This window comes from Blautia sp. BCRC 81119 (assembly GCF_003184505.1).
Lineage (GTDB): Bacteria > Bacillota > Clostridia > Lachnospirales > Lachnospiraceae > Blautia_A > Blautia_A fusiformis.
The window spans coordinates 190,029-214,133 of the sequence record NZ_QJHD01000002.1; the positions used below are offsets into that span (position 1 = coordinate 190,029).

21 protein-coding genes are annotated in these 24,105 nt (G+C 45.2%); all 21 read left to right on the forward strand.

Annotation, left to right across the window (positions count from 1 at the left end; all coding sequences use genetic code 11):
* Position 1 precedes the first annotated feature (1 nt).
* On the forward strand, positions 2 to 649 hold the full coding sequence (locus DMI82_RS01940) for a TasA family protein (RefSeq protein WP_110102296.1): 648 nt from the start codon (positions 2 to 4) through the stop codon (positions 647 to 649).
* On the forward strand, positions 646 to 1,230 hold the full coding sequence (locus DMI82_RS01945; protein WP_110102298.1) for a hypothetical protein: 585 nt from the start codon (positions 646 to 648) through the stop codon (positions 1,228 to 1,230). The genes DMI82_RS01940 and DMI82_RS01945 overlap by 4 nt, the downstream gene beginning before the upstream one ends.
* Complete coding sequence (locus DMI82_RS01950; protein WP_110102300.1) at positions 1,227 to 2,450, forward strand: hypothetical protein; 1,224 nt, start codon at positions 1,227 to 1,229, stop codon at positions 2,448 to 2,450. Before DMI82_RS01945 ends, DMI82_RS01950 begins: the two co-directional genes overlap by 4 nt.
* The gene (locus DMI82_RS01955) at positions 2,447 to 5,722 is read left to right on the forward strand and encodes a SpaA isopeptide-forming pilin-related protein (RefSeq protein WP_110102302.1); all 3,276 of its coding nucleotides are present in this window, start codon (positions 2,447 to 2,449) and stop codon (positions 5,720 to 5,722) included. Before DMI82_RS01950 ends, DMI82_RS01955 begins: the two co-directional genes overlap by 4 nt.
* A 156-nt stretch (positions 5,723 to 5,878) precedes the next feature.
* Entirely contained in the window at positions 5,879 to 7,903 is a 2,025-nt protein-coding gene (locus DMI82_RS01960) for a GGDEF domain-containing protein (RefSeq protein ID WP_110102304.1), read from the forward strand.
* A 108-nt stretch (positions 7,904 to 8,011) separates the two neighbouring features.
* A complete protein-coding gene (locus DMI82_RS01965; protein ID WP_110102306.1) occupies positions 8,012 to 9,199 on the forward strand; it encodes a D-alanyl-D-alanine carboxypeptidase family protein in 1,188 nt (395 codons plus the stop codon).
* An 87-nt stretch (positions 9,200 to 9,286) separates the two neighbouring features.
* On the forward strand, positions 9,287 to 10,321 hold the full coding sequence (locus tag DMI82_RS01970; protein WP_110102308.1) for a molybdopterin-binding protein: 1,035 nt from the start codon (positions 9,287 to 9,289) through the stop codon (positions 10,319 to 10,321).
* A gap of 1 nt (position 10,322) precedes the next feature.
* Positions 10,323 to 11,129, forward strand: a complete 807-nt coding sequence (locus DMI82_RS01975; RefSeq protein WP_110102310.1) for a metallophosphoesterase — start codon at positions 10,323 to 10,325, stop codon at positions 11,127 to 11,129.
* A 9-nt stretch (positions 11,130 to 11,138) separates the two neighbouring features.
* Positions 11,139 to 11,924: a segregation and condensation protein A gene (locus tag DMI82_RS01980; RefSeq protein ID WP_015524863.1), complete on the forward strand. Its 786-nt coding sequence runs from the start codon at positions 11,139 to 11,141 to the stop codon at positions 11,922 to 11,924.
* 23 nt (positions 11,925 to 11,947) lie between these two features.
* Positions 11,948 to 12,517: an SMC-Scp complex subunit ScpB gene (gene scpB, locus DMI82_RS01985; RefSeq protein WP_021650518.1), complete on the forward strand. Its 570-nt coding sequence runs from the start codon at positions 11,948 to 11,950 to the stop codon at positions 12,515 to 12,517.
* 73 nt (positions 12,518 to 12,590) lie between these two features.
* The gene (locus DMI82_RS01990) at positions 12,591 to 13,388 is read left to right on the forward strand and encodes a zinc dependent phospholipase C family protein (RefSeq protein ID WP_110102312.1); all 798 of its coding nucleotides are present in this window, start codon (positions 12,591 to 12,593) and stop codon (positions 13,386 to 13,388) included.
* 112 nt (positions 13,389 to 13,500) lie between these two features.
* On the forward strand, positions 13,501 to 14,724 hold the full coding sequence (locus DMI82_RS01995) for a D-alanyl-D-alanine carboxypeptidase family protein (RefSeq protein WP_242981795.1): 1,224 nt from the start codon (positions 13,501 to 13,503) through the stop codon (positions 14,722 to 14,724).
* Positions 14,725 to 14,865: 141 nt separating this feature from the next.
* Positions 14,866 to 16,302, forward strand: a complete 1,437-nt coding sequence (locus tag DMI82_RS02000) for an acyl-CoA carboxylase subunit beta (protein ID WP_021650515.1) — start codon at positions 14,866 to 14,868, stop codon at positions 16,300 to 16,302.
* Between the two features lie 13 nt (positions 16,303 to 16,315).
* Entirely contained in the window at positions 16,316 to 17,077 is a 762-nt protein-coding gene (locus DMI82_RS02005; protein WP_021650514.1) for an OadG family transporter subunit, read from the forward strand.
* Between the two features lie 23 nt (positions 17,078 to 17,100).
* Positions 17,101 to 17,481, forward strand: coding sequence for a biotin/lipoyl-containing protein (locus DMI82_RS02010; RefSeq protein ID WP_015524870.1), 381 nt, complete (start codon positions 17,101 to 17,103; stop codon positions 17,479 to 17,481).
* A 15-nt stretch (positions 17,482 to 17,496) separates the two neighbouring features.
* Positions 17,497 to 18,645 carry a sodium ion-translocating decarboxylase subunit beta gene (locus tag DMI82_RS02015; RefSeq protein ID WP_015524871.1) on the forward strand — a complete coding sequence of 383 codons (1,149 nt, stop codon included), beginning with the start codon at positions 17,497 to 17,499 and terminating at the stop codon, positions 18,643 to 18,645.
* 36 nt (positions 18,646 to 18,681) lie between these two features.
* On the forward strand, positions 18,682 to 20,094 hold the full coding sequence (locus DMI82_RS02020; RefSeq protein WP_015524872.1) for an oxaloacetate decarboxylase subunit alpha: 1,413 nt from the start codon (positions 18,682 to 18,684) through the stop codon (positions 20,092 to 20,094).
* A gap of 103 nt (positions 20,095 to 20,197) precedes the next feature.
* The gene (locus tag DMI82_RS02025) at positions 20,198 to 21,427 is read left to right on the forward strand and encodes an NAD(P)/FAD-dependent oxidoreductase (RefSeq protein ID WP_110102314.1); all 1,230 of its coding nucleotides are present in this window, start codon (positions 20,198 to 20,200) and stop codon (positions 21,425 to 21,427) included.
* Between the two features lie 25 nt (positions 21,428 to 21,452).
* Positions 21,453 to 22,118, forward strand: coding sequence for a (d)CMP kinase (gene cmk / locus DMI82_RS02030; RefSeq protein ID WP_015524874.1), 666 nt, complete (start codon positions 21,453 to 21,455; stop codon positions 22,116 to 22,118).
* Positions 22,115 to 22,981 (forward strand): 4-hydroxy-3-methylbut-2-enyl diphosphate reductase, encoded by an 867-nt coding sequence (ispH, locus tag DMI82_RS02035; RefSeq protein WP_110102316.1) that lies wholly within the window; start codon positions 22,115 to 22,117, stop codon positions 22,979 to 22,981. Before cmk ends, ispH begins: the two co-directional genes overlap by 4 nt.
* Positions 22,962 to 24,038: a 30S ribosomal protein S1 gene (gene rpsA / locus DMI82_RS02040; protein WP_015524876.1), complete on the forward strand. Its 1,077-nt coding sequence runs from the start codon at positions 22,962 to 22,964 to the stop codon at positions 24,036 to 24,038. Before ispH ends, rpsA begins: the two co-directional genes overlap by 20 nt.
* Positions 24,039 to 24,105: the final 67 nt, after the last annotated feature.

Sequence of the window (24,105 nt, forward strand, 5' to 3'; positions counted from 1 at the left end):
CATGATGAAAAACAGAAAACTGGTAAAAGGAATCGCACTTGCTGCTGTGATCACTGCACTGGCAGCCGGAGGAACAGCGGCATATCTTACGGATTTTGAAACGGCAACCAACAGCTTTACCGTGGGAAAAGTGGATATCGACCTGGATGAGCCTAACTGGAAACCGGAGGACAATACAGATCTGGTTCCTACTCAGGTGATCCGAAAGGACCCCTATGTATCAAATAAAGGAGTAAATGAAGCATTTGTATATCTGGAAGTTTCTGTTCCGGTCCGAAATGTGATCACGGCAGCCAAGGATGGCACCAGGAATGCGCTTGCAAAAACAGAGCTGTTCAGCTTCACCAAAAACAAGGACTGGACACAGCTGGAGCGGACCGAAGTGGGGCAGAATATGGTCTACACCTATGCATATAACCACATCCTGAAACCGGGAACAAAGACAACAACTCTTTTTGATACAGTAACCTTTGCCAATATCATCGAAGGTCAGCTGGATACACAGCAGATCGATATGCCGGTACGGGCTTATGCGATCCAGGCTACCAATACCGGTGATGACAAGACTACGGTTCTGGAGCAGGCAACTGCTGCTTACCAGAAATATGTAAATCAGAATAAAGGACAGGCCGGTGGTGTCACGAAATGAATAGATTAAAAAGACCCGCTTTTTTTCTCCTGACAACAGGGCTCCTGTGTGCAGCAGGGACTGCGGCGTATTTTTCAGATTTCGAAAAAAAGATAAATTCTGCTGCTGTGGGGTATGTGACAACGGAGATCGAGGAGGATTTTCCGGATCCTACACCTACGCCTATGGAGAATGGTCCGTCCTACAGAAAAGAGATCCGGATCGGGAATTTTTCCGGCAGTGTGAAAGGGTTCCAGGCAGACTGCTATGTGAGGATGTCCCTTTCCTACTCCAATGACGATATCGGCAGAGGCGTTAAATTAACAGGTCTTGATACGGCAAACTGGGTGTATAACAGTCAGGACGGCTATTATTACTATCGCAAAAAAATATCCGAGGGAGAAAAAACAGCTCCTCTGTGTACAGGATTTCAGATTGATCCCCAGAAGATCGATGATACTTACAGGGACAGCATTAAAGATTTTGAGATCAATGTTTATGAGGAAGCTGTACAGGCAGAAGGATTTTCAGATTATGAAAGTGCGTGGAGGTATTTTTCAGATCCGATTTCTGCTCAGGCAGAAAGGAGGGGAAATGCTTGAAGAAACACCTTAAAGTCCTGCTGGCAGGTGCTGTTATAGCAGGCAGTATCCTGGCGTGCACGGCTGCTTATGCCAGATTTTCAGATTCCGTGACAGTGACCAATCACATAGCAGTGGGAGATATCAATATTTCTCTCAGGGAACTGGAAAAAAAGGACGGCAGAGAAATGAAATATCAGGATCGCCGGATCGTTCTTCCGGGAGATGAGATATCCAAGATCCCCAGGATCACCAATCATTCAGAGCCATGCTGGGTAAGGGTGAAGATCTCTTATACAGATGATCTGGAAGGTTTGGATGGTCTGGATGACAGGAATCTTACAGGAATGTCACCGAGATGGATCCGGAAGGGAGAGTATTTTTATTATACCAGGAAGCTGGAACAGGGAGACAGCGTGGATATTTTTACCGGTGTGACTGTACCATCCCAATGGGATGAATCCTACCAGGATAAGAAGCTGGGGATCACCATCGTGGCAGATGCTGTCCAGGCGGCAAATTTTGCACCGGATTTCCGTGCCATGTCACCCTGGGGAAATCAGAAGATCTTAAGATGTATCCACGATACCGATGGTCTTGTGGTTCAGAAAAAAAGTCCGGTGGATCTGAAGGTGAAGTTTGAAGGAAACGCGCACAAACTGATCGCAGCTCCGGAAGACTTTTTTTCCGGATTTTCAACGGCAATGCCGGGAGATGTTTTTCATGATTCTGTAGAGATCAGTAACACAACGGAGCATGCTGCAGAGATATTCTTCCGCACATCACCGGAATGTAAATCGGTAAAGGATCAGGAATTTCTGAAAAAGCTGAAGCTGGTGATCACCATGAATCATAAAAAGCTGTATTCCGGGGATCTTTTGGCTGTGTCTCTCAATAAAGCCGTGTCCCTGGGGGAATTTTCCAGTGAAGAAAAAGGAAACATGAGATTTGAAGTTACGGTTCCGGCAGAGCTGGATAATTTATATGCTCTTCGGGCAGCAGACGTGAAATGGATCTTTTCTGTGGAGGAGGATCAGGAGACGTTGGAAACCAGTTCCGTCCCACGCCGGAATGACAGGAAAGAAGCCACAGAAAGAGCTTCCGGAAATAACAGTTCTTCGGTAAGGACAACACCAGTGAAGACCGGAGATGAATCTCCTGTGCTCCTGTTTGCACTGATGGCTGGTATGGCGTTGCTTACCTGCAGTCTGACGCTATGGAAAGGAGGACGAAAAAATTGAAAAGAAGAATGATCGGTGCATGGATGGCATTGATGATCACAGCTTCTTCTCTTGTGGTTTCGGCCAGTCCTGCAGCAGATATGAGTTCGGTATCAGCAGATCCGCAGCAGGAACAGGCAGAACCGGAGAAAGAAGAGGAGGCCCCGGATATTCCGGTAACGTCTCAGCCTGGGGAGGCTGAGATGCCGGTTCCGACAGCCTTGCCTGAACAGGAAACGGTGGAGGGAGCTTTTGAAGAAGGTGAAGATAATGCTGAAAATACTGACAGTGATGAGCTGATCGAACCGGAAGAAGAATCGGAAGCTGCTTCAGAAGAAGAAAATACAGCCCTGACAGAAACACCGGAGCAGGCGGAAGATCCGGGATTTATCGTTTTTACGGAAGAAAATGCAGAAATCCTCACAGCAGAAAGTGAAGAGGATCAAAAACTGATCCAGGAGATTGAAAACGGAGAGATCATTGCCCTTTCTGCAGCACTTTCGGGGAAGATCCTGGAAGCAGGCAGTGCGGAAGTGATTTCAGAGGGAGAGGATTCCCTTGCAGTTACAGCACTTTCCCCGTCCCAGTATTATCTGGACAGCTGGACCAGGGTTTACTGCGATGAGATCTGGACAGCTGCCAATGATTTTCTTGGTCCCGGAAATAAAACTCGTATGGGATGTACGTATCGTTCTGTACATTATATCGATGATACAGGAGAGGAGAAGGTTTCACCTCTGTATTGCCTGAAAGCGACCAAGGATGGGCTGGACAGTATGACGCTGAAGAATGAGGCAGTAAAAGCACTGACTAATTCTGTGATCCAGAAGCTTTTGTACTTTGGTTACGGAGGACCGGGGGATCTGGGGACCGGATATGACCCCTCCTGCAGTCACATAGACTGGTCAAAATGGCAGAACCGTTATGTATTCACGCATATTGCATTGTCAAAGGTATACTTTAATGACTGTGGATATGCCACAGCAGCAGAAGTAGAACATACAGGGATAAACCGCCTGATCGATAAGATCCAAACATTGACGATCCCTGCAAGAAACAAGGCAGCTGTTTATGTTTCCGAAGATGGTTCCTGGTCGGCAGCATCCGGAAAGACAATCCCCTTAAGTGTATTCCGAAGCAGACCAGCAGGTTTTCCCTTTGTTCCGGACAGTATGAAGGACGGATTTCAGATGAGTACTCTTATGAAAGTGACAGACGGAGCAAAAGCAGGAAATGGGATCACCATTACCAGGGGAGCTGCAGAAAAATGGCAGCTTGCCTACTGGACAAGTGCAGCGGAGTATAATTCTCACAAATCCAATCCCAAAATGATGTCGGGAACAAGCCTGAACCTGAAGGATGGAGCATACTTTTTTCTGATCTTTCCGTTAAATGCATCTGCTACAAAGAAGTTTTCCTGCAAAATGCTGCTTCAGCCGGTTTCCTATATCCTGGTTGACGGAAGTGCACAGGCAGGAAAAGATGGAGTACAGGATTTTGGCGCTTACGTATATCAGGGAACAAGAGGAAGCCTTTCGTTTTCAGTAAAGCCATCGGTTTACGGCAATGCAAAGCTGGTCAAGAAGGAACCCAACACGGGAAAACTGATCCAGGGAGCGCAGTACGGACTGTTTGCAGCAGAAGCTCTGACCTCCGGATACCGGACTATGTACAGTAAGGATCAGAAGGTTTCATCCGGAACAACAAACGCCGGTGGAGAGATCCTTTTTTCAAAGCTGCTTCCCGGAAAATATTATGTGAAGGAAACTAAAACCGCTGCCGGATACAAGCTGAACACCGTTATCAAAAATCTTACAGTAACCGGTGGAAAGACAACAACCGTCAACGTAACGGATATCATGGATATCAGTGGAATAGTATCCATCAGAAAGAAAGATGGAAATACCGGTGATCCACTGGCAGGAGCTGAATTTACCCTGTATCAGTGGAGTAAAAAAAGCAAAAGCTATGTAACCTTAAAAAAATTGACTTATGATGGACAGAAACGTATCTATAACTCCGAGAAATTTAATTATACCGAAGACAATCAGGGAAAATTCCGTGTACGGGAGACAAAATCTCCACCCAATTACACCGGAAACTGGCAGAAAAATTTTACGTTGGAAAAGCCGGGAGAAAAGCAGGAATTTCTGTTTGAAGCAGTGAACTATCAGAACGAAAAACGAAGGATAGAGGTTCGTAAGATCGATGCGAAGACCGGTGAGGTCCTGAAGGGTGCGGAGTTTACACTTTATGAATACAGCGCAGCCAAAAAAGCCTATAAAGAAAAAGGAACACTTCTGAATTATGATAGCTCAAGTGAGCTTTATGTAAGCGGTGAACTTTTAAAGACCTCGGATAATGAGGGAAAATATAAGATCATGGAAACAAAGACTCCGCCCGGATATACAGGAAGCTGGGAAGAAGAAGTAAATATCACAGACAAGGATGCCCGCCTTTCCTTTGAAGTTGTCAATGAAAAGGAATATACAGGAGTGATCCGACTGAGAAAAACAGACATTTATACCGGGGAAGTTCTGGAAGATGCTGAATTTACTGTGCTTCAGTGGAACAGAGAGAACCAGACTTACCAGGATGACCTGGGCGGGCAGAGTATCCTGAAGTTTGACGTAGAAACCGGATGGTACTCTACTGAAGAGCTGGTGCTCACAGATGACAATCAGGGAAGGTTCAAAGTAGTGGAAACAAAAAATCCGGAGAACTATACAGGCAAATATGAAAAGGAGGTAATCTTCCAGAAAAAAGCAAATACAGATACGGATACTGTGGATCTGAAAGCAGAGAATACTCCGGTAACACTTCCGCTGGGAAATATCACCATCGTAAAAAAGATCAAAGAGGAGGATATTACCTGGGCTCATGGAAATCCAACCTTTTCCTTTGTGGCAGAAGGTACGGATCTATCCGGAAATCCTCACAGATATGAGGATTATGTGACCTTTACCAGAGGAAGCTATGAAACTGATAAAAATGGATATGCAACATTATCGGTCACTCTCAGGAATATCCCGCTGGGGCAGTATACGGTCTGGGAAAAACCGGTACTACGCTATTATCTGAAAGAGGTATGGGCAAATACAGAGAATGTCCGCATCATAAAAGGCGCTGCACCTGCATATGGTACAGATCCCCGGAAGATTGCTTCCGGTACGGCTGCTCTGACAATGCAAAACAAAAATGCATCGCTGACTTTTGTAAATGAGAAATCCAGATATGATCGATATTCCCATAATGACAGCATAAAAAATACCATACCCGTATCATTTTCCTGAAAAATGCAGAGGGGCAGGAGTAATCCTGCCCTCAGCTACGTATTTTATATAGTAAAAAACAAACTGTAAAAAGAAATAAAAAAACTACATATATACCCAAAGATATGGTATACTTTTTTACAAATACTGTGAACTCAAGAACTCTCTGGGAGGTCGATGATGAAAACAGACGAAAAAAATCCCGTTTTTGATATTCGGGATACATTGGAAAAATACGCTTGCATTTATCGAAATACTACACTGAAGATTTTTCAGTACTGTCAGGAGACGGACACATATGAACGTCTGGATGAATACCTGAGACCTGTAAAAAATATTTCAGATTTTAAAAACAGCGGACAGAAATACAGTAATGTATATAAGGGCGACTGGAAGTACCTGACGGATTTTCTGACATCCCGGGAAGGCGGAACGATAGAAGTAAGATGCATCAATAAAGACGGTAATGCGAGTCTTCTGACAGTACGGGGATTTATAGCACAGGATAAAAATACCGGATATCATTATTTCATAGGAAGCTCCAGAGATATCACCAGGGAGAAGCTGCAGGAAGAATTTCTTGAGGAACGTGCCCAGAAAGATCCTCTGACCGGAGTGTATAACCGCTTTTTCGGAAAAGAACTGATCGATGAATACCTTGCATCCAGAAATCCCTATGCAGGATGCGGGATGATGGTGCTTGATGTAGATTATTTTAAAAATGTAAATGATACTTACGGACATATGTTCGGTGATGAAGTCCTGAAACGTTTTGCGGAGCTGTTTGTGGCTTTGTTCGACATTAATGATGTGATCATGCGTCTGGGTGGCGATGAATTTGTGATCCTTTTGAAGGATATCAGCCATGCAGCGATCATGAAAAAGGCAGGAAAACTGATACGGGAAGTGCAGAAACTTAAATTTTCGGGAACCACGTATCTGGCAACCTGCAGTGTGGGGATCTGCTTTCTTCCGGAAAATGTTTCCGGATATACATATCAACAGCTCTTTGAAAATGCAGACTGGGCACTTTACCAGGCAAAGAAAAATGGAAAAAACCGCTATGCTTTCTGTGATAATCTGAGACGTTTTGAGGATAAGACAGAGGAAAAGCAGGAATTATACGAGGGTGTTGAGATAGATGCCAGATATCTTCATAATGATATTGTTTCTACTGCATTTGAAATATTTGAAAAAATGAGTAGCTTTCAGGCAGCGATTGAACTTCTGATGAAAGTGATCGGTCTGAAATTCCGGCTTAACCGGATCACAGTCCTGCATACCAAGGTGGCAGAGCAGAAAATAAACAGGGTTTTTCAATGGGTTTCGGAAGAAGAATACAGGCTTTTGATAGATGAGATACATTTCTCAAAAAGTGATTTTATCACATTGTTTCGCCACAATGATGAATATGGTACTGTGGTGATTCAGGAGAATGATCTGGCTGAATATTCGGAACAGGGAAGAAAGAATGTGTTACAGTGCGGAGCAAAAACCGTAGTCTGTGCTGCCATGTACTGTGAGGGAAGCTATACAGGGGCCATTGCATACGTGACCTGCCAGGAAAAAAGGCTCTGGTCCAGAGAAGATCGTAAGCTGTTGGGAGAAGTGACCAAGATCATTTCCGCGCATTATGCCAAGAGCCAGGCATTTAACAGTGCTTATCGTAGCATTGCTGCAGAATCCGGACGGGATCAGCTTACCGGATTGTCTTCTTTTTCAAGATTTCGCGAAAACGTGGAGAAAATGCTGATCGGAGGTTACGGGCCGGGACATGCAGTGATATATACCGATTTTGAAAAATTTAAACGTATCAATGCAAAATACGGATATCGTGTGGGAGATCAGATCCTGCGGCAGTTTTCCGAGTATGTGATAAGCGTTCTAAAAACAGATATGGATGTATATTTTACCAGGGCGATCTCTGATCATTTTATCCTTTTCACTCCATGTGATATGGATGTTGATCCGGAAACAGCTGTTTTAAAGACCAATCAGGAGTTCTTACGGCAGATGAAAGAGAAATATCCGGATATGGAGCTCTGTGTCCGCACAGGGATCTATCTGATCACCAAAGAATGTGACAATGCATCTGAGGCGATCGATGCAGCGAATTATGCAAGAAAATATGCTGCTGGAAATTGTGAAACAGGTGTTAAGCTGTATGACGAAGAACTGAAAAAGCAAAGCGATGCAGAGTGAAAGATACAGGAATACGGACCGGAATCTATACTTTTTCAGAATTTCAGGAATAATCTTTCAGGAAAGCTTTTACAATAGAACAGAGATGTTTGCGGCAGGAGTGAGCTTATGAACAGAAGTGTTCCGGAAAGTCTTTTAATCTGTATTTTAGTCTTATGCCTGGCTCTGACACCCGTTGGTGTCAGGGGAGAAACGGAAGATAGTGGAAAAGCACAGCAGCTGATCGAAGCGCCGGGTGCAGTCCTTATGGAAAAAGAAACCGGTACAGTGATCTATTCCAGGGATCCTGACACCCGAAGAAGCCCGGCCAGTATTACAAAGATCATGACATTGATCCTGATCTTTGATGCTATCCGTGAGGGAACCCTGCATCTGGAGGATAGCATTACCACCAGTGCTTATGCCAGATCCATGGGAGGGTCTCAGGTATTTCTGGAAGAAGGAGAAAAGCAGACTGCAGAAACCATGATCAAATGTATTGTGATCGCTTCCGGAAATGATGCCAGCGTAGCTATGGCGGAGCATGTTGCGGGAACAGAACAAGCCTTTGTGGAGAGGATGAACGAGAGGGCGAAGGATCTTGGAATGAAAAATACTCATTTTGTGGATTGCTGCGGGCTGATGGAATCACAGGAGCATTATACAACTCCCTATGACATTGCACTTATGAGCAGGGAGCTCATCAGCAGATATCCGGAAGTTCTTACATATTCATCTGTCTGGATGGAGGATATCACACACGTTACCAGAAAAGGATCCTCGAAATTTACACTGACCAACACAAATAAACTGCTGCGTAGCTATGAGGGGTGTATGGGACTTAAAACAGGCAGCACCAGTATTGCAAAATACTGTCTCAGTGCTGTGGCAGAACGAAATGGGATCACACTGATCGCCTCAGTGATGGCCGCACCGGACCCGAAAACAAGATTCCGGGATGCAGCAGCTCTTTTAAATTACGGCTTTTCTAAATGCACATTGTATCTGGATGATGCTCTGGAGCCACTGAAACCTCTGAAGCTCCGCAAAGGAGTCAAAGAGCAGGTTTCGCTTGTATATAGAGGGAAATTCCGATATATCAGCACAGATGGAACGAAACCTGACAATGTTAAGAAAAAGTTGATCCTCCCCAAAGAACAAAGTGCGCCGGTGAAAAAAGGGCAGAAAGCAGGGGCACAGGAATACTATCAGGATGGGAAAAAGATCGGTAGTCTGGATATCCTGTACGGGGAAACAATAAAAAAGGCCGGATACCATGACTGGCTGGAAAGAACCTGTCAGGCATTTCTTTTGTGATGCCTGCAACATATTTTGACAAAAAGGGCAGACTGGATGTATAATACAACGGATTGAAGAAATAGCAGAACAGGGAAGGGATTTTGGATGAAAGAGATCAGAACAGAAGATGCAGTGGGACACATTCTGTGCCATGATATCACGCAGATCATAAAAGATGAGAAAAAAGGCGTTCTTTTCAAAAAGGGGCATGTAGTGAAAGAAGAGGATATACCACTGCTGCTCTCTGTAGGAAAAGAACACCTTTTTGTGTGGGAGAAAAAACCGGGGATTCTTCACGAAAATGAAGCTGCAGAGATCCTTTACAAAATCTGTGCCGGAAACTCTTCCAAAGTACATGGAACTGAGATCAAAGAAGGTAAGATCGAGGTGGTATCAAAGATCGATGGTATTCTGAAAATACGTCGAGATGCACTTGTGGCTGTGAATTCTCTGGGAGAAATGATGATCGCTTCCAGACATGGCGATTTTCCGGTAAAGAAAGGTGATAAGGTCGCAGGAACCAGGATCATTCCGCTTGTGATCGAGAAAGAGAAAATGGATGCAGCAGAAAAGGCAGCAGGAAGTTTTCCGATCTTTGACATTCTCCCTTACCAGCATAAAAAAGTAGGGATCGTCACAACCGGAAGTGAGATCAAAAAAGGACTGATCCGGGATACCTTCACACCGGTACTCCGGGAAAAGCTTTCCGGGTTTCCGACAGAAGTGACAGGCCAGGTGATGCCGGGAGATGATAAGGAAGAGATCACAAAGGCTATTCTTTCTTTTGCAGATGCAGGGGCAGATCTGATCTTCTGTACCGGTGGAATGAGCGTGGATCCTGATGACCGTACTCCAGGTGGGATCCGGGATACCGGAGCAAAGATCATAACCTATGGAGCACCTGTACTTCCAGGAGCTATGCTGCTTGTGGCATATCTTGAGCGGAACGGAAGATCCATACCGGTACTTGGACTTCCGGGCTGCGTCATGTACGCAAAAAGAACAGTATTTGATCTGATCCTGCCCAGAGTGATGGCAGATGATGAGATCAAGGCAGAGGAGATTGCCGCGCTGGGAGAAGGCGGACTATGTCTAAACTGTCCGGTTTGTACTTTCCCGAACTGCGGATTTGGAAAATAATATGAAAAAATTCAGAATCAAACAATATGAGATCCATATGGACAAGATCCATGCTCCACAGGGCGTGCGGATGATCCTTCTTGCGGATCTTCACGGGATATCCTACGGAAAAGACAATATACGGCTGACAGAGACGATCCGAAAACTTGCCCCGGACGTGATACTTTCTGCCGGCGACATGGCTGTACGCACAGAAACGAATACTCTGGTAACTGCATGTAAGCTGCTGACAGAGCTTGCCGGAGATTTTCCCGTGTATTATGCACTTGGCAATCATGAATATAAAATGTTCCTTTCCGAAGAATACCGGCCATATTATGCGAAATATGAAAAGGCACTGAAAAAAGCTGGTGTGCATATTTTAAGGAACGGACATGAAGCTATGGTCCTAAAGGGAGAGCGCTTCTGTTTCTGGGGCCTGGAGCTTCCCATCGAATATTATCACAAGCCGAGATCACCGAAGCTGAAAAAAGAAGTGATGGAAGAACTGATCGGAAAACCTGAAGATAAAGGGATGCAGATCCTGCTGGCACATAATCCAAAATACGGAAAAACCTATTTTGAATGGGGCGCGGATTTGATCCTGTCCGGACACTATCACGGAGGCGTTGTCCGCCTCAGTGAACATTACGGTCTTTCATCTCCTCAATATCTGTTTCTTCCGCCGTTTTGCTGTGGAGACTTTCACAAAGGGGATCAGCATATGATCGTCAGTGCTGGACTTGGAGAACATACCATCCCCCTTCGGATCCATAATCCAAGGGAACTGCTGGTGATCGATATAAAACCTTCCGAAAAAATGAAATGAGGAAACCCTATGGCATTATCTGTTAAGCTGAATGTATTTGAAGGCCCTCTGGATCTTCTGCTTCACCTGATCGACAAAAACAAGATCGATATCTATGATATTCCCATTGTGGAGATCACAGATCAGTATATGGAATATCTGCATTCCATGGAAAAAGAGGATCTGGGAATCATGAGCGAATTTCTTGTCATGGCAGCCACTCTTCTGGATATCAAATGTAAAATGCTTCTTCCGAAAGAAGTGAATGAGGAAGGAGAAGAGGAGGACCCCAGAGCAGAGCTTGTGCAGAAGCTGCTGGAATATAAAATGTACAAATATATGTCCTATGAATTACGGGACAGGCTTGGAGATGCGGCAGGGGTTTATTACCGAAAACAGGATCTTCCGGAAGAAGTGCTGCAGTATACTCCACCGTCTGATCCCCAGGAACTTCTCCGGGGTCTGACACTGGAGCGGATGAGTGCGATCTATCAGGCTTTGATCCGCAGACAGGAAAATAAGATCGATCCGATCCGAAGTAAATTCGGAAGGATCGAAAAAGAGGAAATATCACTTTCCGATAAATTGCTGGAAATGAAGGAATATGCAAAAGCTCACCGGAAATTCAGCTTTCGCAGGCTGATGGAAAACCAGCATTCCAAAATACAGCTGATCGTGACATTTCTGGCAATTCTGGAATTGATGAAAATGGGACATGTTCATGCAGAACAGGAAGATCTTTTTGATGATATTCATGTGGAAGTTATCACGGATCCGGACACATGGAAGAATCTGACAGAGTTCGCAGATGAATAATATAGTAGGAATGAGGACAATAAGTGGAAATCAAACGAATTGAAGGAGAAATCGAAGCCATCCTGTTTGCAATGGGAGAAGCAGTGGAATTACCCCGTATTGCCAGAGCGATCCGTCAGGATCCGACAACAACGGAAAATATCATCCGAAATATGATGATCCGTTATCAGGAAGAAGAGCGGGGGATCCAGATCATAGAGCTCGAAAACTCCTTTCAGCTTTGTACAAAAAAAGAATACTATGATTCTCTTATCCGGATCGCAGCGCAGCCAAAGAAACCCACGCTGACAGACGTTATGCTTGAAACCCTTTCGATCATTGCCTACAAACAGCCCGTTACAAAAGCAGAGATCGAAAAGATCCGAGGGGTAAAATGTGATCATGCCATCAATAAACTGATGGATTATGATCTGGTGAGAGAACTTGGACGTCTGGATGCTCCGGGTCGCCCAATCCTCCTGGGAACCACCGAAGAATTTCTGCGTTGCTTTGGTGTCCATGGGCTGGAAGACCTTCCGGAAATGGATCCGGTCCAGCTGGAGGATTTCAAGGCGGAAGCAGAGGAAGAGATCCAGCTGAAGCTGGACGTATAACAAATAACACGGACAGATGCCGGTTTACCGGGACCTGCCGGACAGATCAGAAAACAGAAGAGGAGTGACGAAAATGCCCACAACATACGCACATGATCTTTTTGGAAAAAGGGTTTACCGGAAACTTTCCGCAAAATTACAGCATCTGATCCGAAGCAACGGAAATCTGTACCGGATCGGACAGCATGGTCCGGATATCCTGTTTTATTATTTTATATCCAAAAATCCGGTGACACAGTACGGAGTGCAGATGCATGGACGGAAAGCAAGAGAATTCTTTGAAAAGGGCATGGCGAAGGTCCGAGAAGAAAAAAATCCTGCACTGATGGCTTACCTGCTGGGGTTCGGATGTCATTATATCCTGGATTCTACCTGTCATCCTTACGTCAATCAGGTAGCTGCCGAGGGGAAAATCTCACATACGCTCTTTGAGAAGGAATTTGACCGTATGCTGATGTATGAAACCGGCAAAGATCCATTGCGTTTTTATCCGTCGCATGGGATCCGTGCCAGTTTTCTCAGTGCATGGACGATACACCAGGTACTACCGGCGATCCGTACCTGGAACATTTATCTGTCATTGAAAATGATGAAGATATTCACCTGTATTTTGGTATGTGATGATGGAGGAAGGAAGAGACGCCTTTCGGAACATGCCCTTTCCCCCGCAGGAAAAAAGATATCTGCGTTTATTACCGAATTTTTTATGAGCCAGGAACCGGAGATCGACTGTAAGGAGGAGCTTCTTAATCTAGACAGTCTGATGGAAGAGGCGCTTGCCAAGGCGCCAGATATGCTGGAAGAGCTTGCTGCACTTGCAGTCAGGCCAGGACATCTTTCTGACAGATGGGATCTGACCTTTAACGGATGATCGATCCCGGCAGACAATAGATACAAGTGATATCTGAATGCTATCCCCGCATAAAATTAAATATAACAGTTACTGTAAACAGTTATATGAACCGTGTACGGGGTGATGCATTATGAGCAAACGGCGTATGGCCGCTGTCGTGCTGGTGACAGCGGTCCTTATTATTTGTCAGATCTTTCCGGTAAAGGCGGCAGATGGCGAAAATCTATATGCACTTTCTGCAGTTCTTATGGATGGGGAGAACGGCCGTGTGCTGTACGGAAAAGAAGCATACAAAGGACGGCCGAATGCCAGCACAACAAAGGTAATGACCTGTATTCTTGCTCTGGAGCTAGCAAAGGGAGATGATTACGTACAGGTTTCCGGGAATGCGGCATCTCAGCCACAGACACGTCTTGGCATGCGGGAAGGCCAGCAGTTTTATCTGGAGGATCTTCTCTATTCACTGATGCTGAAAAGCCATAATGATTCCGCAGTGGCCATCGCGGAACATATCGGCGGCTCCGTAGAAGGTTTTGCAGAGAAGATGAATGAAAAAGCAAAAGAGCTGGGATGTAAGGACACACATTTTGTTACACCCAATGGTCTGGATGGAGAAGATGAAGGAGGTATCCATCATACAACAGCCCGGGATCTTGCCTTGATCATGGCGTATGCAATAAAAAATGCAACATTTGTCCATATTACCCAGACTAGAGATTATACTTTCACGGATATCTCAGGAAAAAAGCATTATTCGGTACATAATACCAATGCTTTCCTGGATATGGAAACAGGAGTGATCTCCGGAAAAACAGGATTTACAGGAAATGCTGGATATTGTTATGTCTGCGCAGTCCGACAGGACGAGCGATTATTTATCGTGGCTCTTCTGGGATGCGGATGGCCCGGAAATAAAAATTATAAATGGAGCGATACTAAGAAGCTTCTTTCCTATGGCAGGGAAAATTATCAGTATGTGATGCTGCCGGAGCTTCCACAGCTGCCTGAGATCCCGGTAACAGAAGCAGCACCGGGAAAAGAAGATCCATATCCGCAAAAGTCCGATCGTTCCGGATATCCTCCCAAACAGGTCATGCTGAAAATACACGCAGTACTTTCTGAAAAAGATCGTGAGAAAAGATATCTTTTGAAAAAAACAGAAACGATCACATGGGAAACGGAGCTTCCGGATAAGCTCCCGGCACCAATACAGAAAAACCAGAAGATCAGTACACTCCATGCAAAACTCAACGGAAAAGAACTCCTTTCCTGCCTTGTAACCGCCGATGACAAAATCGACAGAATTACCTATAAATGGTATGTGGATAAAGTATTTAAGGATTATTTCCATTAATTTAGCGACCCCTGGCATATGTCAGGGGTTAATTTTTTAACGTTCGTGACGAAAAGTATTGAATTTTCTGCAAAAAAAAGGTACAATTATACTCGGCTGAATTTTTGGTTATATTAATAAAAAAATGGAGGGCATAGTATAATGAGTAATGCGACACAAAGCGTAGCGGCTGCAAGGATCAATTCCCTGCTTGACGCCAACAGTTTTGTTGAGATCGGACAGGCTGTCACAGCCAGAGCTACGGATTTCAACATGACTGAAAAAAAAGCACCTTCAGACGGTGTGATCACCGGATATGGTGTGATTGACGGCAGTCTGGTGTATGTATACAGCCAGGATGCATCTGTACTGAACGGAACAGTTGGTGAGATGCATGCCAAAAAGATCGCCAAAATTTATGATCTCGCTCTGAAAGTTGGAGCACCTGTTATCGGTCTTGTAGACTGTGCGGGACTTCGTCTTCAGGAGGCTACCGATGCACTTGAGGCATTTGGTGAGATCTATCTGAAACAGACACTGGCATCCGGTGTTATTCCACAGATCACTGCTGTTTTCGGAACATGCGGCGGTGGAATGGCAGTTGTACCGGCTCTTACAGACTTTACATTTGTAGAGGAGAAGAAGGGCAGACTGTTTGTAAACACTCCAAATGCACTGGAAGGAAACAGAGTGGAAAAATGCGATTCAGCTTCCGCACAGTTCCAGAGTGAGGAGACAGGACTTGTTGACGGCATCGGAACAGAAGAGGAGATCCTTGGACAGATCCGTACACTGGTCAGCATGCTTCCGGAGAATAATGAAGACAATGACAGCTTCAAGGAATGCACAGATGACCTGAACAGAGTATGTGATGATATTGCAGGCTGCACAGGCGACACAGCTATTGCGCTTTCAAGAATCGCTGATAATGGTGAGTTTTTTGAAACAAAGGCAGCTTACGGCCAGGATGTCGTAACAGGCTTCCTTCGTCTGAACGGAGCTACCGTTGGCGCTGTTGCAAACAGAAGCGAATCTTACGATGCTGATGGCAATAAGACAGAGATTTCCGACGGAACTCTTTCTGCAAGAGGTGCAAGAAAAGCAGCAGACTTCGTAAAATTCTGTGATGCTTTTGAGATTCCGGTACTTACTCTTACTAATGTAACAGGATTTAAAGCTACACTCTGCAATGAGAAGATGATGGCTAAATCCGTAGGTGAGATGGTACATGCTTTTGCATCTGCGACTGTACCGAAGGTAAATGTTGTAATTGGTAAAGCATACGGAACTGCATACGTTGCCATGAACAGCAAATCTGTCGGAGCAGATATGGTTTATGCATGGGATACAGCTGAGATCGGTATGATGGATGCTTCCCTTGCAGCAAAGATCATGTATGAGGGAGCTGACGCTTCTACACTGAATGAGAAGGCAGCTGAGTACAAAGAACTCCAGAACGGTATCGCATCTGCAGCAGCAAGAGGATATGTGGATACTGTGATCAAAGCAGAAGATACAAGAAAATATGTAATCGGTGCTTTTGAGATGCTGTTCACAAAAAGGGAAGACCGTCCATCCAAAAAGCATGGAACAGTCTAAGTGAGGTGAGCGTATGAGACAGTTTTATAAAAAGATCTCTTCTGTCTGCATGGCACTTCTTTGCGTAGCTGCACTTCTGATCGGATGCACAGCTACTGCATGGGCTGCTGATGAGATTGATGATTCTGTAAAGAGTCAGCTTGTCACAACAACCAAGGGCCTGACGGATGCGATCATCGCAATGTCCGAGGATGATATCCAGGGATATCTGGAATCAGAGGATGCTTTCACACAGAGTGCTGCAAGTGCATGGGATGGCTCCAGAGAAGAGCTTGGTGAGAAAAAAGGTGATATTGATGAGAAAGATATCACAGTGGAGTATTCCGATGATCAGTATACCGTTGTTGTTCCGGTATCCTTCGAGAAAAACAAAGCGAATTTCACTTATGTATTTGATAAATCAGGAACCCCGACTTCTCTTACAGTTGATGTGAATTATACACTGGCACAGAACATGGAGAAGGCAGCGATGAATACAGTGATGGGTCTCGGAACAGTATTTGTGATCCTGGTATTCCTGATCTTCGTGATCTCTCTTTTCAAATATATTCCTGGACTTGTGGAAGGAAAGAAAAAAGAGAGCAAACCGGCTCCGGCAGCCGCAGCACCGGCTCCGGTTGCAGCACCAGTTGCTGAGCCTGCTGTTGAGGATGTGACAGATGATGGTGAGCTTATTGCCGTGATCGCTGCAGCTATCGCTGCTTCTGAAGGCAAAACAAGCACAGACGGATTCGTAGTACGTTCCATCCGCAAAGTCAACCGCAGAAAAAGATAATCATTATTTAGGAGGATTTTAAAATGAAGAGTTATACAATTACTGTTAACGGAACAGCATATGAAGTTACTGTAGAAGAGAACGGAAACGCAGCAGCTCCAGTTGCAGCAGCACCAAAAGCAGCAGCTCCGGCTCCTAAGGCAGCTCCGGCAGCAGCTCCTAAGGCAGCAGCTCCGGCAGCAGGCGCAGGTTCTGTTAAAGTTTCCGCAGCCGTTCCTGGAAAAGTTGTAAAAATCGTTGCATCTGTTGGACAGAGCGTAAAAGCTGGTGACAGCGTAGTGATCGTTGAGTCCATGAAGATGGAGATCCCGGTTGTTGCTCCTCAGGACGGAACAATCGCCAGCATCGATGTTGCAGAGGGTGCTGCCGTTGAAAATGGAGATACTCTTGCAACAATGAACTAAACAGGAGGTAGACAAATGTCTTATGTAACAAATACCCTGTCAAACCTGATCCATCAGACAGCATTTTTCAACCTTACCTGGGGAAACTACCTGATGATCGCAGTGGCATGTGTGTTCTTATATCTTGCCATTAAACATGGTTTTGAGCCGCTGCTGTTGGTTCCGATCGCTTTTGGTATGCTTCTGGTAAATATTTATCCGGACATTATGCTGAGCATTGAGGATTCATCCAATGGCGTTGGCGGACTTCTTCATTATTTTTACTTAATGGATGAGTGGAGTATTCTTCCTTCACTGATCTTCCTGGGTGTCGGTGCGATGACAGACTTCGGTCCGCTGATCGCAAACCCGATCAGCTTCCTGATGGGAGCAGCTGCACAGCTTGGTATTTACCTTGCATACTTCCTTGCAATTTTCCTTGGATTTAATGGTAAAGCAGCAGCAGCGATCTCTATCATTGGTGGTGCTGACGGCCCGACTTCCATTTTCCTTGCAGGTAAGCTTGGACAGTCTTCTCTTATGGGACCGATCGCAGTGGCAGCATATTCCTATATGTCCCTGGTACCGATCATCCAGCCTCCGATCATGAAGGCATTCACAACAGAGAAAGAGCGTAAGATCAAAATGGCGCAGCTCCGTCCTGTTACAAAACTTGAGAAGATCCTTTTCCCGATCGTTATCACAATCGTTGTTTGCCTGATCCTTCCGACAACAGCTCCCCTTGTTGGTATGCTGATGCTCGGAAACCTGTTCCGTGAGTCCGGAGTTGTTAAACAGCTTTCTGAAACAGCTTCCAACGCTCTTATGTACATCGTAGTAATCCTTCTCGGAACATCTGTAGGTGCTTCCACAAGTGCTGAGGCGTTCCTGAACGTAGATACACTGAAGATCGTAGTTCTTGGTCTTGTTGCCTTTGCCTGCGGTACTTTTGGTGGTGTTATGCTTGGTAAGCTTCTCTGCAAGGTTACTCACGGAAAGATCAATCCTCTGATCGGATCAGCCGGTGTTTCTGCCGTTCCTATGGCAGCCCGTGTATCCCAGAAGGTTGGTGCTGAGGCAGATCCTACAAACTTCCTGCTGATGCATGCGATGGGACCGAACGTTGCTGGTGTTATCGGTACAGCGGTTGCTGCCGGTACATTCATGGCGATCTTTGGTGTCTAACCCATTGTCTTATAAAAATTTGTAAGGAGAATAATTATGGCAGAAATAGAGAAAAAACCTGTGAAAGTTGTGGAAACGATCCTGCGTGACGCTCATCAGTCCCTGATCGCTACACGTATGAGCACAGAGCAGATGCTTCCGATCATTGAGAAGCTTGACAAAGTCGGCTACTATGCAGTAGAGTGCTGGGGCGGTGCTACTTTCGATGCTTCCTTACGTTTCCTGAAAGAGGATCCGTGGGAAAGACTTCGTAAACTTCGTGACGGTTTCAAAAACACAAAGCTTCAGATGCTGTTCCGTGGACAGAACATCCTTGGATATCGTCCATATGCAGATGATGTAGTAGAGTATTTTGTACAGAAATCCGCAGCTAACGGTATCGATATCATCCGTATCTTTGACTGTATGAATGACCTTCGTAACCTTCAGACAGCTGTAAAAGCAGCAAACAAGGAGAAAGCACATGCACAGGTTGCAATGGCTTACACACTTGGTGATGCTTACACACTTGATTACTGGACAGATCTTGCAAAACGTATCGAGGATATGGGTGCAGATTCCATCTGTATCAAAGATATGGCAGGACTTCTTGTTCCGTACAAAGCTACAGAGCTTGTTCAGGCTCTCAAAGAGACTGTTAAGATCCCGATTGATCTTCATTCTCACTATACATCCGGTGTTGCTTCCATGACATATATGAAGGCAGTAGAGGCAGGTGTTGATATCATCGACACAGCAATGTCTCCGTTTGCTCTTGGAACATCCCAGCCGGCAACAGAGGTTATGGTTGAGACCTTCAAGGGAACACCATATGATACAGGATTTGATCAGCAGCTTCTCGCTGAGATCGCTGACTACTTCCGTCCGATGCGTGATGAGGCTCTTGATACAGGTCTTCTCAATCCGAAGAACCTTGGTGTAAACATCAAGACTCTTCTGTATCAGGTACCAGGCGGAATGCTTTCCAACCTGACATCACAGCTGAAAGAGCAGCATGCCGAGGATAAATTCTACGAAGTACTTGAGGAAGTTCCGCGTGTACGTAAAGACCTTGGTGAGCCACCGCTTGTTACACCGTCCTCTCAGATCGTTGGTACACAGGCTGTATTTAACGTGATCATGGGCGAGCGTTACAAGGTTGTCACAAAAGAAACAAAAGACGTGTTAAGTGGTAAGTATGGCGCAACAGCCAGACCGTTCAATCCGGAAGTACAGAAAAAATGTATCGGAGATATTGAACCGATCACATGCCGTCCGGCAGATCTTCTGGAGGATGAGCTTGATAAGCTTGAGAGCGAGATGGCACAGTACAAGGAGCAGGATGAGGATGTTCTCACATATGCACTGTTCCCGCAGGTTGCCATGGACTTCTTTAAATATCGCCAGGCTCAGAAGACAAAAGTTGATGAGACTGTAGCAGATACCAAGAACGGCGCATACCCGGTATAAAGCACACATAGAAATGCAGATGCATTTCAAAACAGGAAAAGGAGCTTGCTGTATGCAGGCTCCTTTGTGCATAAAAAAGATAAAAAAGGCAGGATAACAGGTAATGTCCAAAGTTGCGATCATAGGCGGCGGTGCCGCCGGAATGCTCTGCGGTGTATATGCTGCGCGCAGAGGACACCAGGTTCACATACTGGAAAAAAATGAGAAACTAGGAAAAAAGCTTTTCATCACCGGAAAGGGACGATGCAACGTCACCAATGATTCCGATACCGAAGAACTTTTTCCGGCAGTGATGTCAAACCGCAAATTTCTTTACAGTGCTTTCTACACCTATGGAAGCAGAGATGTGATGGAATTTTTTGAGGAGGCAGGAGTGCCGCTGAAAACAGAGCGTGGAAACCGGGTTTTTCCGGTATCGGATCATTCATCAGATATTATCCGTGCGCTTGAGCGGGAACTGAAAAAAGCCGGAGCGCAGATCCATCTTCATACAGAGGTAAAGGAAGTTTGTACACAGGATGAAAAAGTTACCGGTGTATTACTTTCGGATGGTACCTTTTTTGAAGCGGATACTGTGGTAGTTGCCACAGGAGGGCTTTCCTACCCGTCCACAGGTTCCACAGGAGACGGATATCGTTTTGCTGCTGAGACGGGACATAAAGTTGTTTCCCAGTCACCATCACTGGTACCACTGGTGGCAAAAGAAGATTATGTCTCCAAACTTCAGGGCCTTTCCCTTCGGAATGTGGAGCTTACAGTAAAATCCGGCAAAAAAGTTCTCTATAAAGATTTCGGCGAGATGATGTTTACTCATTTCGGAGTGACAGGACCGCTGATCCTTTCCGCCAGTGCCCAGATCGGCAAAAAGCTGGAAAAGGAGCCTTTGGAGGCTTTCCTGGATCTGAAGCCGGCGCTTGATGCAGAACAGCTTGACGCCCGGATCCTGCGTGAATTTGATGCAAATCATAACAAGCAGTTTAAAAATGTGATCGGTGTTCTTTTTCCGTCTTCTCTGACTCCGATCATGATCGAAATTGGCGGTATCCCCGGGGAAAAACCGGTACATGAGATCTCCAGGGAAGAGCGTCAGGCTTTTGGCCGTCTGATCAAGGCTTTTCCGTTTACGATCACGGGAATGGGAGAGTTTAAGGAAGCGATCATCACAAGAGGCGGTGTGTCAGTAAAAGAGATACAGCCATCCACAATGGAATCCAAAAAAATAAAAAATCTGTATTTTACAGGTGAAGTACTGGATCTGGATGCAGTGACCGGTGGCTATAATCTTCAGATCGCATGGTCTACAGCGTATGCGGCAGCTCAGGCGATAGAATAACAGAAAAGAGGAAGGAGCAACGATTATGGGTATTAATATTGCAATTGACGGACCGGCAGGTGCAGGAAAAAGCACAATTGCAAAAAAAGTGGCAAAGGAGCTGTCCTTTATTTATGTAGATACAGGGGCAATGTATCGTGCCATGGCACTTTATCTTCTGGAAAAAGGGATCAGCGGTGACGAAAAAATCTCTGAAGCCTGTCACGATGCGGATATCTCTATCCGTTATGAGAACGGTGAGCAGCAGGTGATTCTTAACGGAAAGAACGTAACTGCGTTCCTCCGTAAGGAAGAGGTAGGAAATATGGCATCTGTAAGCTCTGCAAATCCGGAGGTGCGTGCACATCTTCTGAAGCTGCAGCGCAATCTTGCAGCTGAGAATAATGTAGTTATGGACGGAAGAGATATCGGAACCACCATTCTTCCCAATGCGGAAGTGAAGATCTTTCTGACTGCAAGTGCAAAGACCCGTGCCAGCAGACGATACCTGGAGCTTACAGAGAAGGGGGAAGCCTGCGATATGGATGAGATCCTGAAAGATATCGTTGACAGAGATGAGAGAGATATGAACCGTGCGGTTTCTCCGCTTAAAAAAGCAGAGGATGCTGTTCTTGTTGATTCATCTGAGATGGGAATTGATGAAGTGGTTGAGAGTATCCTTTCCGTATACAGAAAAAGGGTGAATGGATGAATGTAAAAGTTGCAGAAACTGCCGGCTTCTGTTTCGGCGTACAAAGAGCAGTTGACCGTGTTTATGAGCTGATCGGTTCCGATGCAGCACCGATTTATACACTAGGCCCGATCATCCATAATGAGGAGGTTGTCTCAGATCTCGAAAAAAAAGGTGTGGCTGTGATCTGTGAGAAGGATCTTGGCAGCCTGAAGGGCGGTACTGTTGTGATCCGTTCCCATGGAGTAGGCCGCAGGGTTTATAACATGATCAAAAAATATGGTCTCGGATATGTAGATGTTACCTGTCCTTTTGTGCTGAAGATCCACAAGATCGTTGAGAGAGAAAGCTCCAGAGGTGCCCATATTGTGATCATCGGTGATCCGGACCATCCGGAAGTCCAGGGGATCTGCGGATGGTGTCAGGGACCATATACAGTGATCAGAAATGCTGAGGATGCTGAGAAATTCAATATTTCTCCGGAAAAAGAAGTATGTGTAGTGTCCCAGACGACATTTAATTACAACAAATTTCAAGAATTAGTTGAAATTCTCCGCAAAAAGAGTTATGATAATAATGTTTTAAATATTTTAAATATTTTAAACACTATTTGTAATGCTACCGAAGAACGGCAGAAAGAAGCTAAAGCGATAGCCGGAGAGGTAGACACTATGCTGGTCGTAGGTGGCCGACATAGCTCCAATACTCAAAAGCTGTTTGAAATATGTAAAAAGGAATGTGGAAATACTTACTATATACAAACACCTGTAGACTTGGATTCTGAAATGTTCCAATGCAGTAGTTGTGTAGGTATTACAGCAGGGGCTTCCACCCCAAAGAAAATTATTGAGGAGGTTCAAGAACATGTCAGAGTTAAGTTTTGAACAGATGCTGGAAGATTCCGTAAAAACAATCAGAAATGGAGAGATCGTACAGGGTACCGTCATCGATGTTAAAGATGATGAGATCATCCTGAATATCGGCTATAAAGCAGACGGTATCATCACAAAGAACGAGTACACAAACGATTCAAGCGTTGTGCTTACAGACGTTGTTAAACCTGGCGATACCATGGAAGCAAAGGTTCTCAAAGTAAACGACGGAGAGGGACAGGTTACACTTACCTACAAACGTCTTGCTGCAGAGAAAGGCAACAAACGTCTTGAGGAGGCATTCGAGAACCAGGAGGTTCTGAAGGCTCCTGTAACACAGGTACTTGACGGTGGTCTTTGTGTCAATGTTGAGGAAGCAAGAGTATTCATTCCTGCAAGCCTTGTATCTGACACATATGAGAAAGATCTTTCCAAATATGCAGATCAGGAGATCGAGTTCGTTATCACAGAGTTCAACCCAAGAAGACGCCGTATCATCGGTAACCGCAAACAGCTTCTTCTTGCTGAGAAAGCTGAGAAACAGAAAGAGCTTCTTGCTAAGATCAACGTAGGCGATAAAGTTGAGGGTGTTGTTAAGAATGTTACAGATTTCGGTGCATTCATTGACCTCGGCGGAGCAGACGGACTTCTTCACATCTCTGAGATGTCCTGGGGCAGAGTAGAGAATCCGAAGAAGGTATTCAACGTAGGTGATAAAGTTACAGTTCTTATCAAAGATATCAACGGAGACAAGATCGCACTTTCCCTTAAATTCCCGGAGGAGAACCCATGGCTTACAGCTGCTGAGGACTTCGCAGTAGGAAACGTAGTAAAGGGCAAAGTTGCACGTATGACAGATTTCGGTGCATTTGTTGAGCTTGCACCTGGAGTAGATGCTCTTCTTCATGTATCTCAGATTTCCAGAGAGCACGTTGCGAAACCATCTGATGTACTTTCCATCGGTCAGGAGATCGAGGCTAAGGTTGTTGATTTCAATGGCGAAGACAGAAAGATCAGCCTCAGCATGAAAGCACTCGAGGATAATTCTGCAGAGCAGACAGAGGAGTAATTTCTCAGAAGCTGTACAGCAGATGAATATTTTGAATTTCAGAGGCCGTCACATTTATTGTGACGGC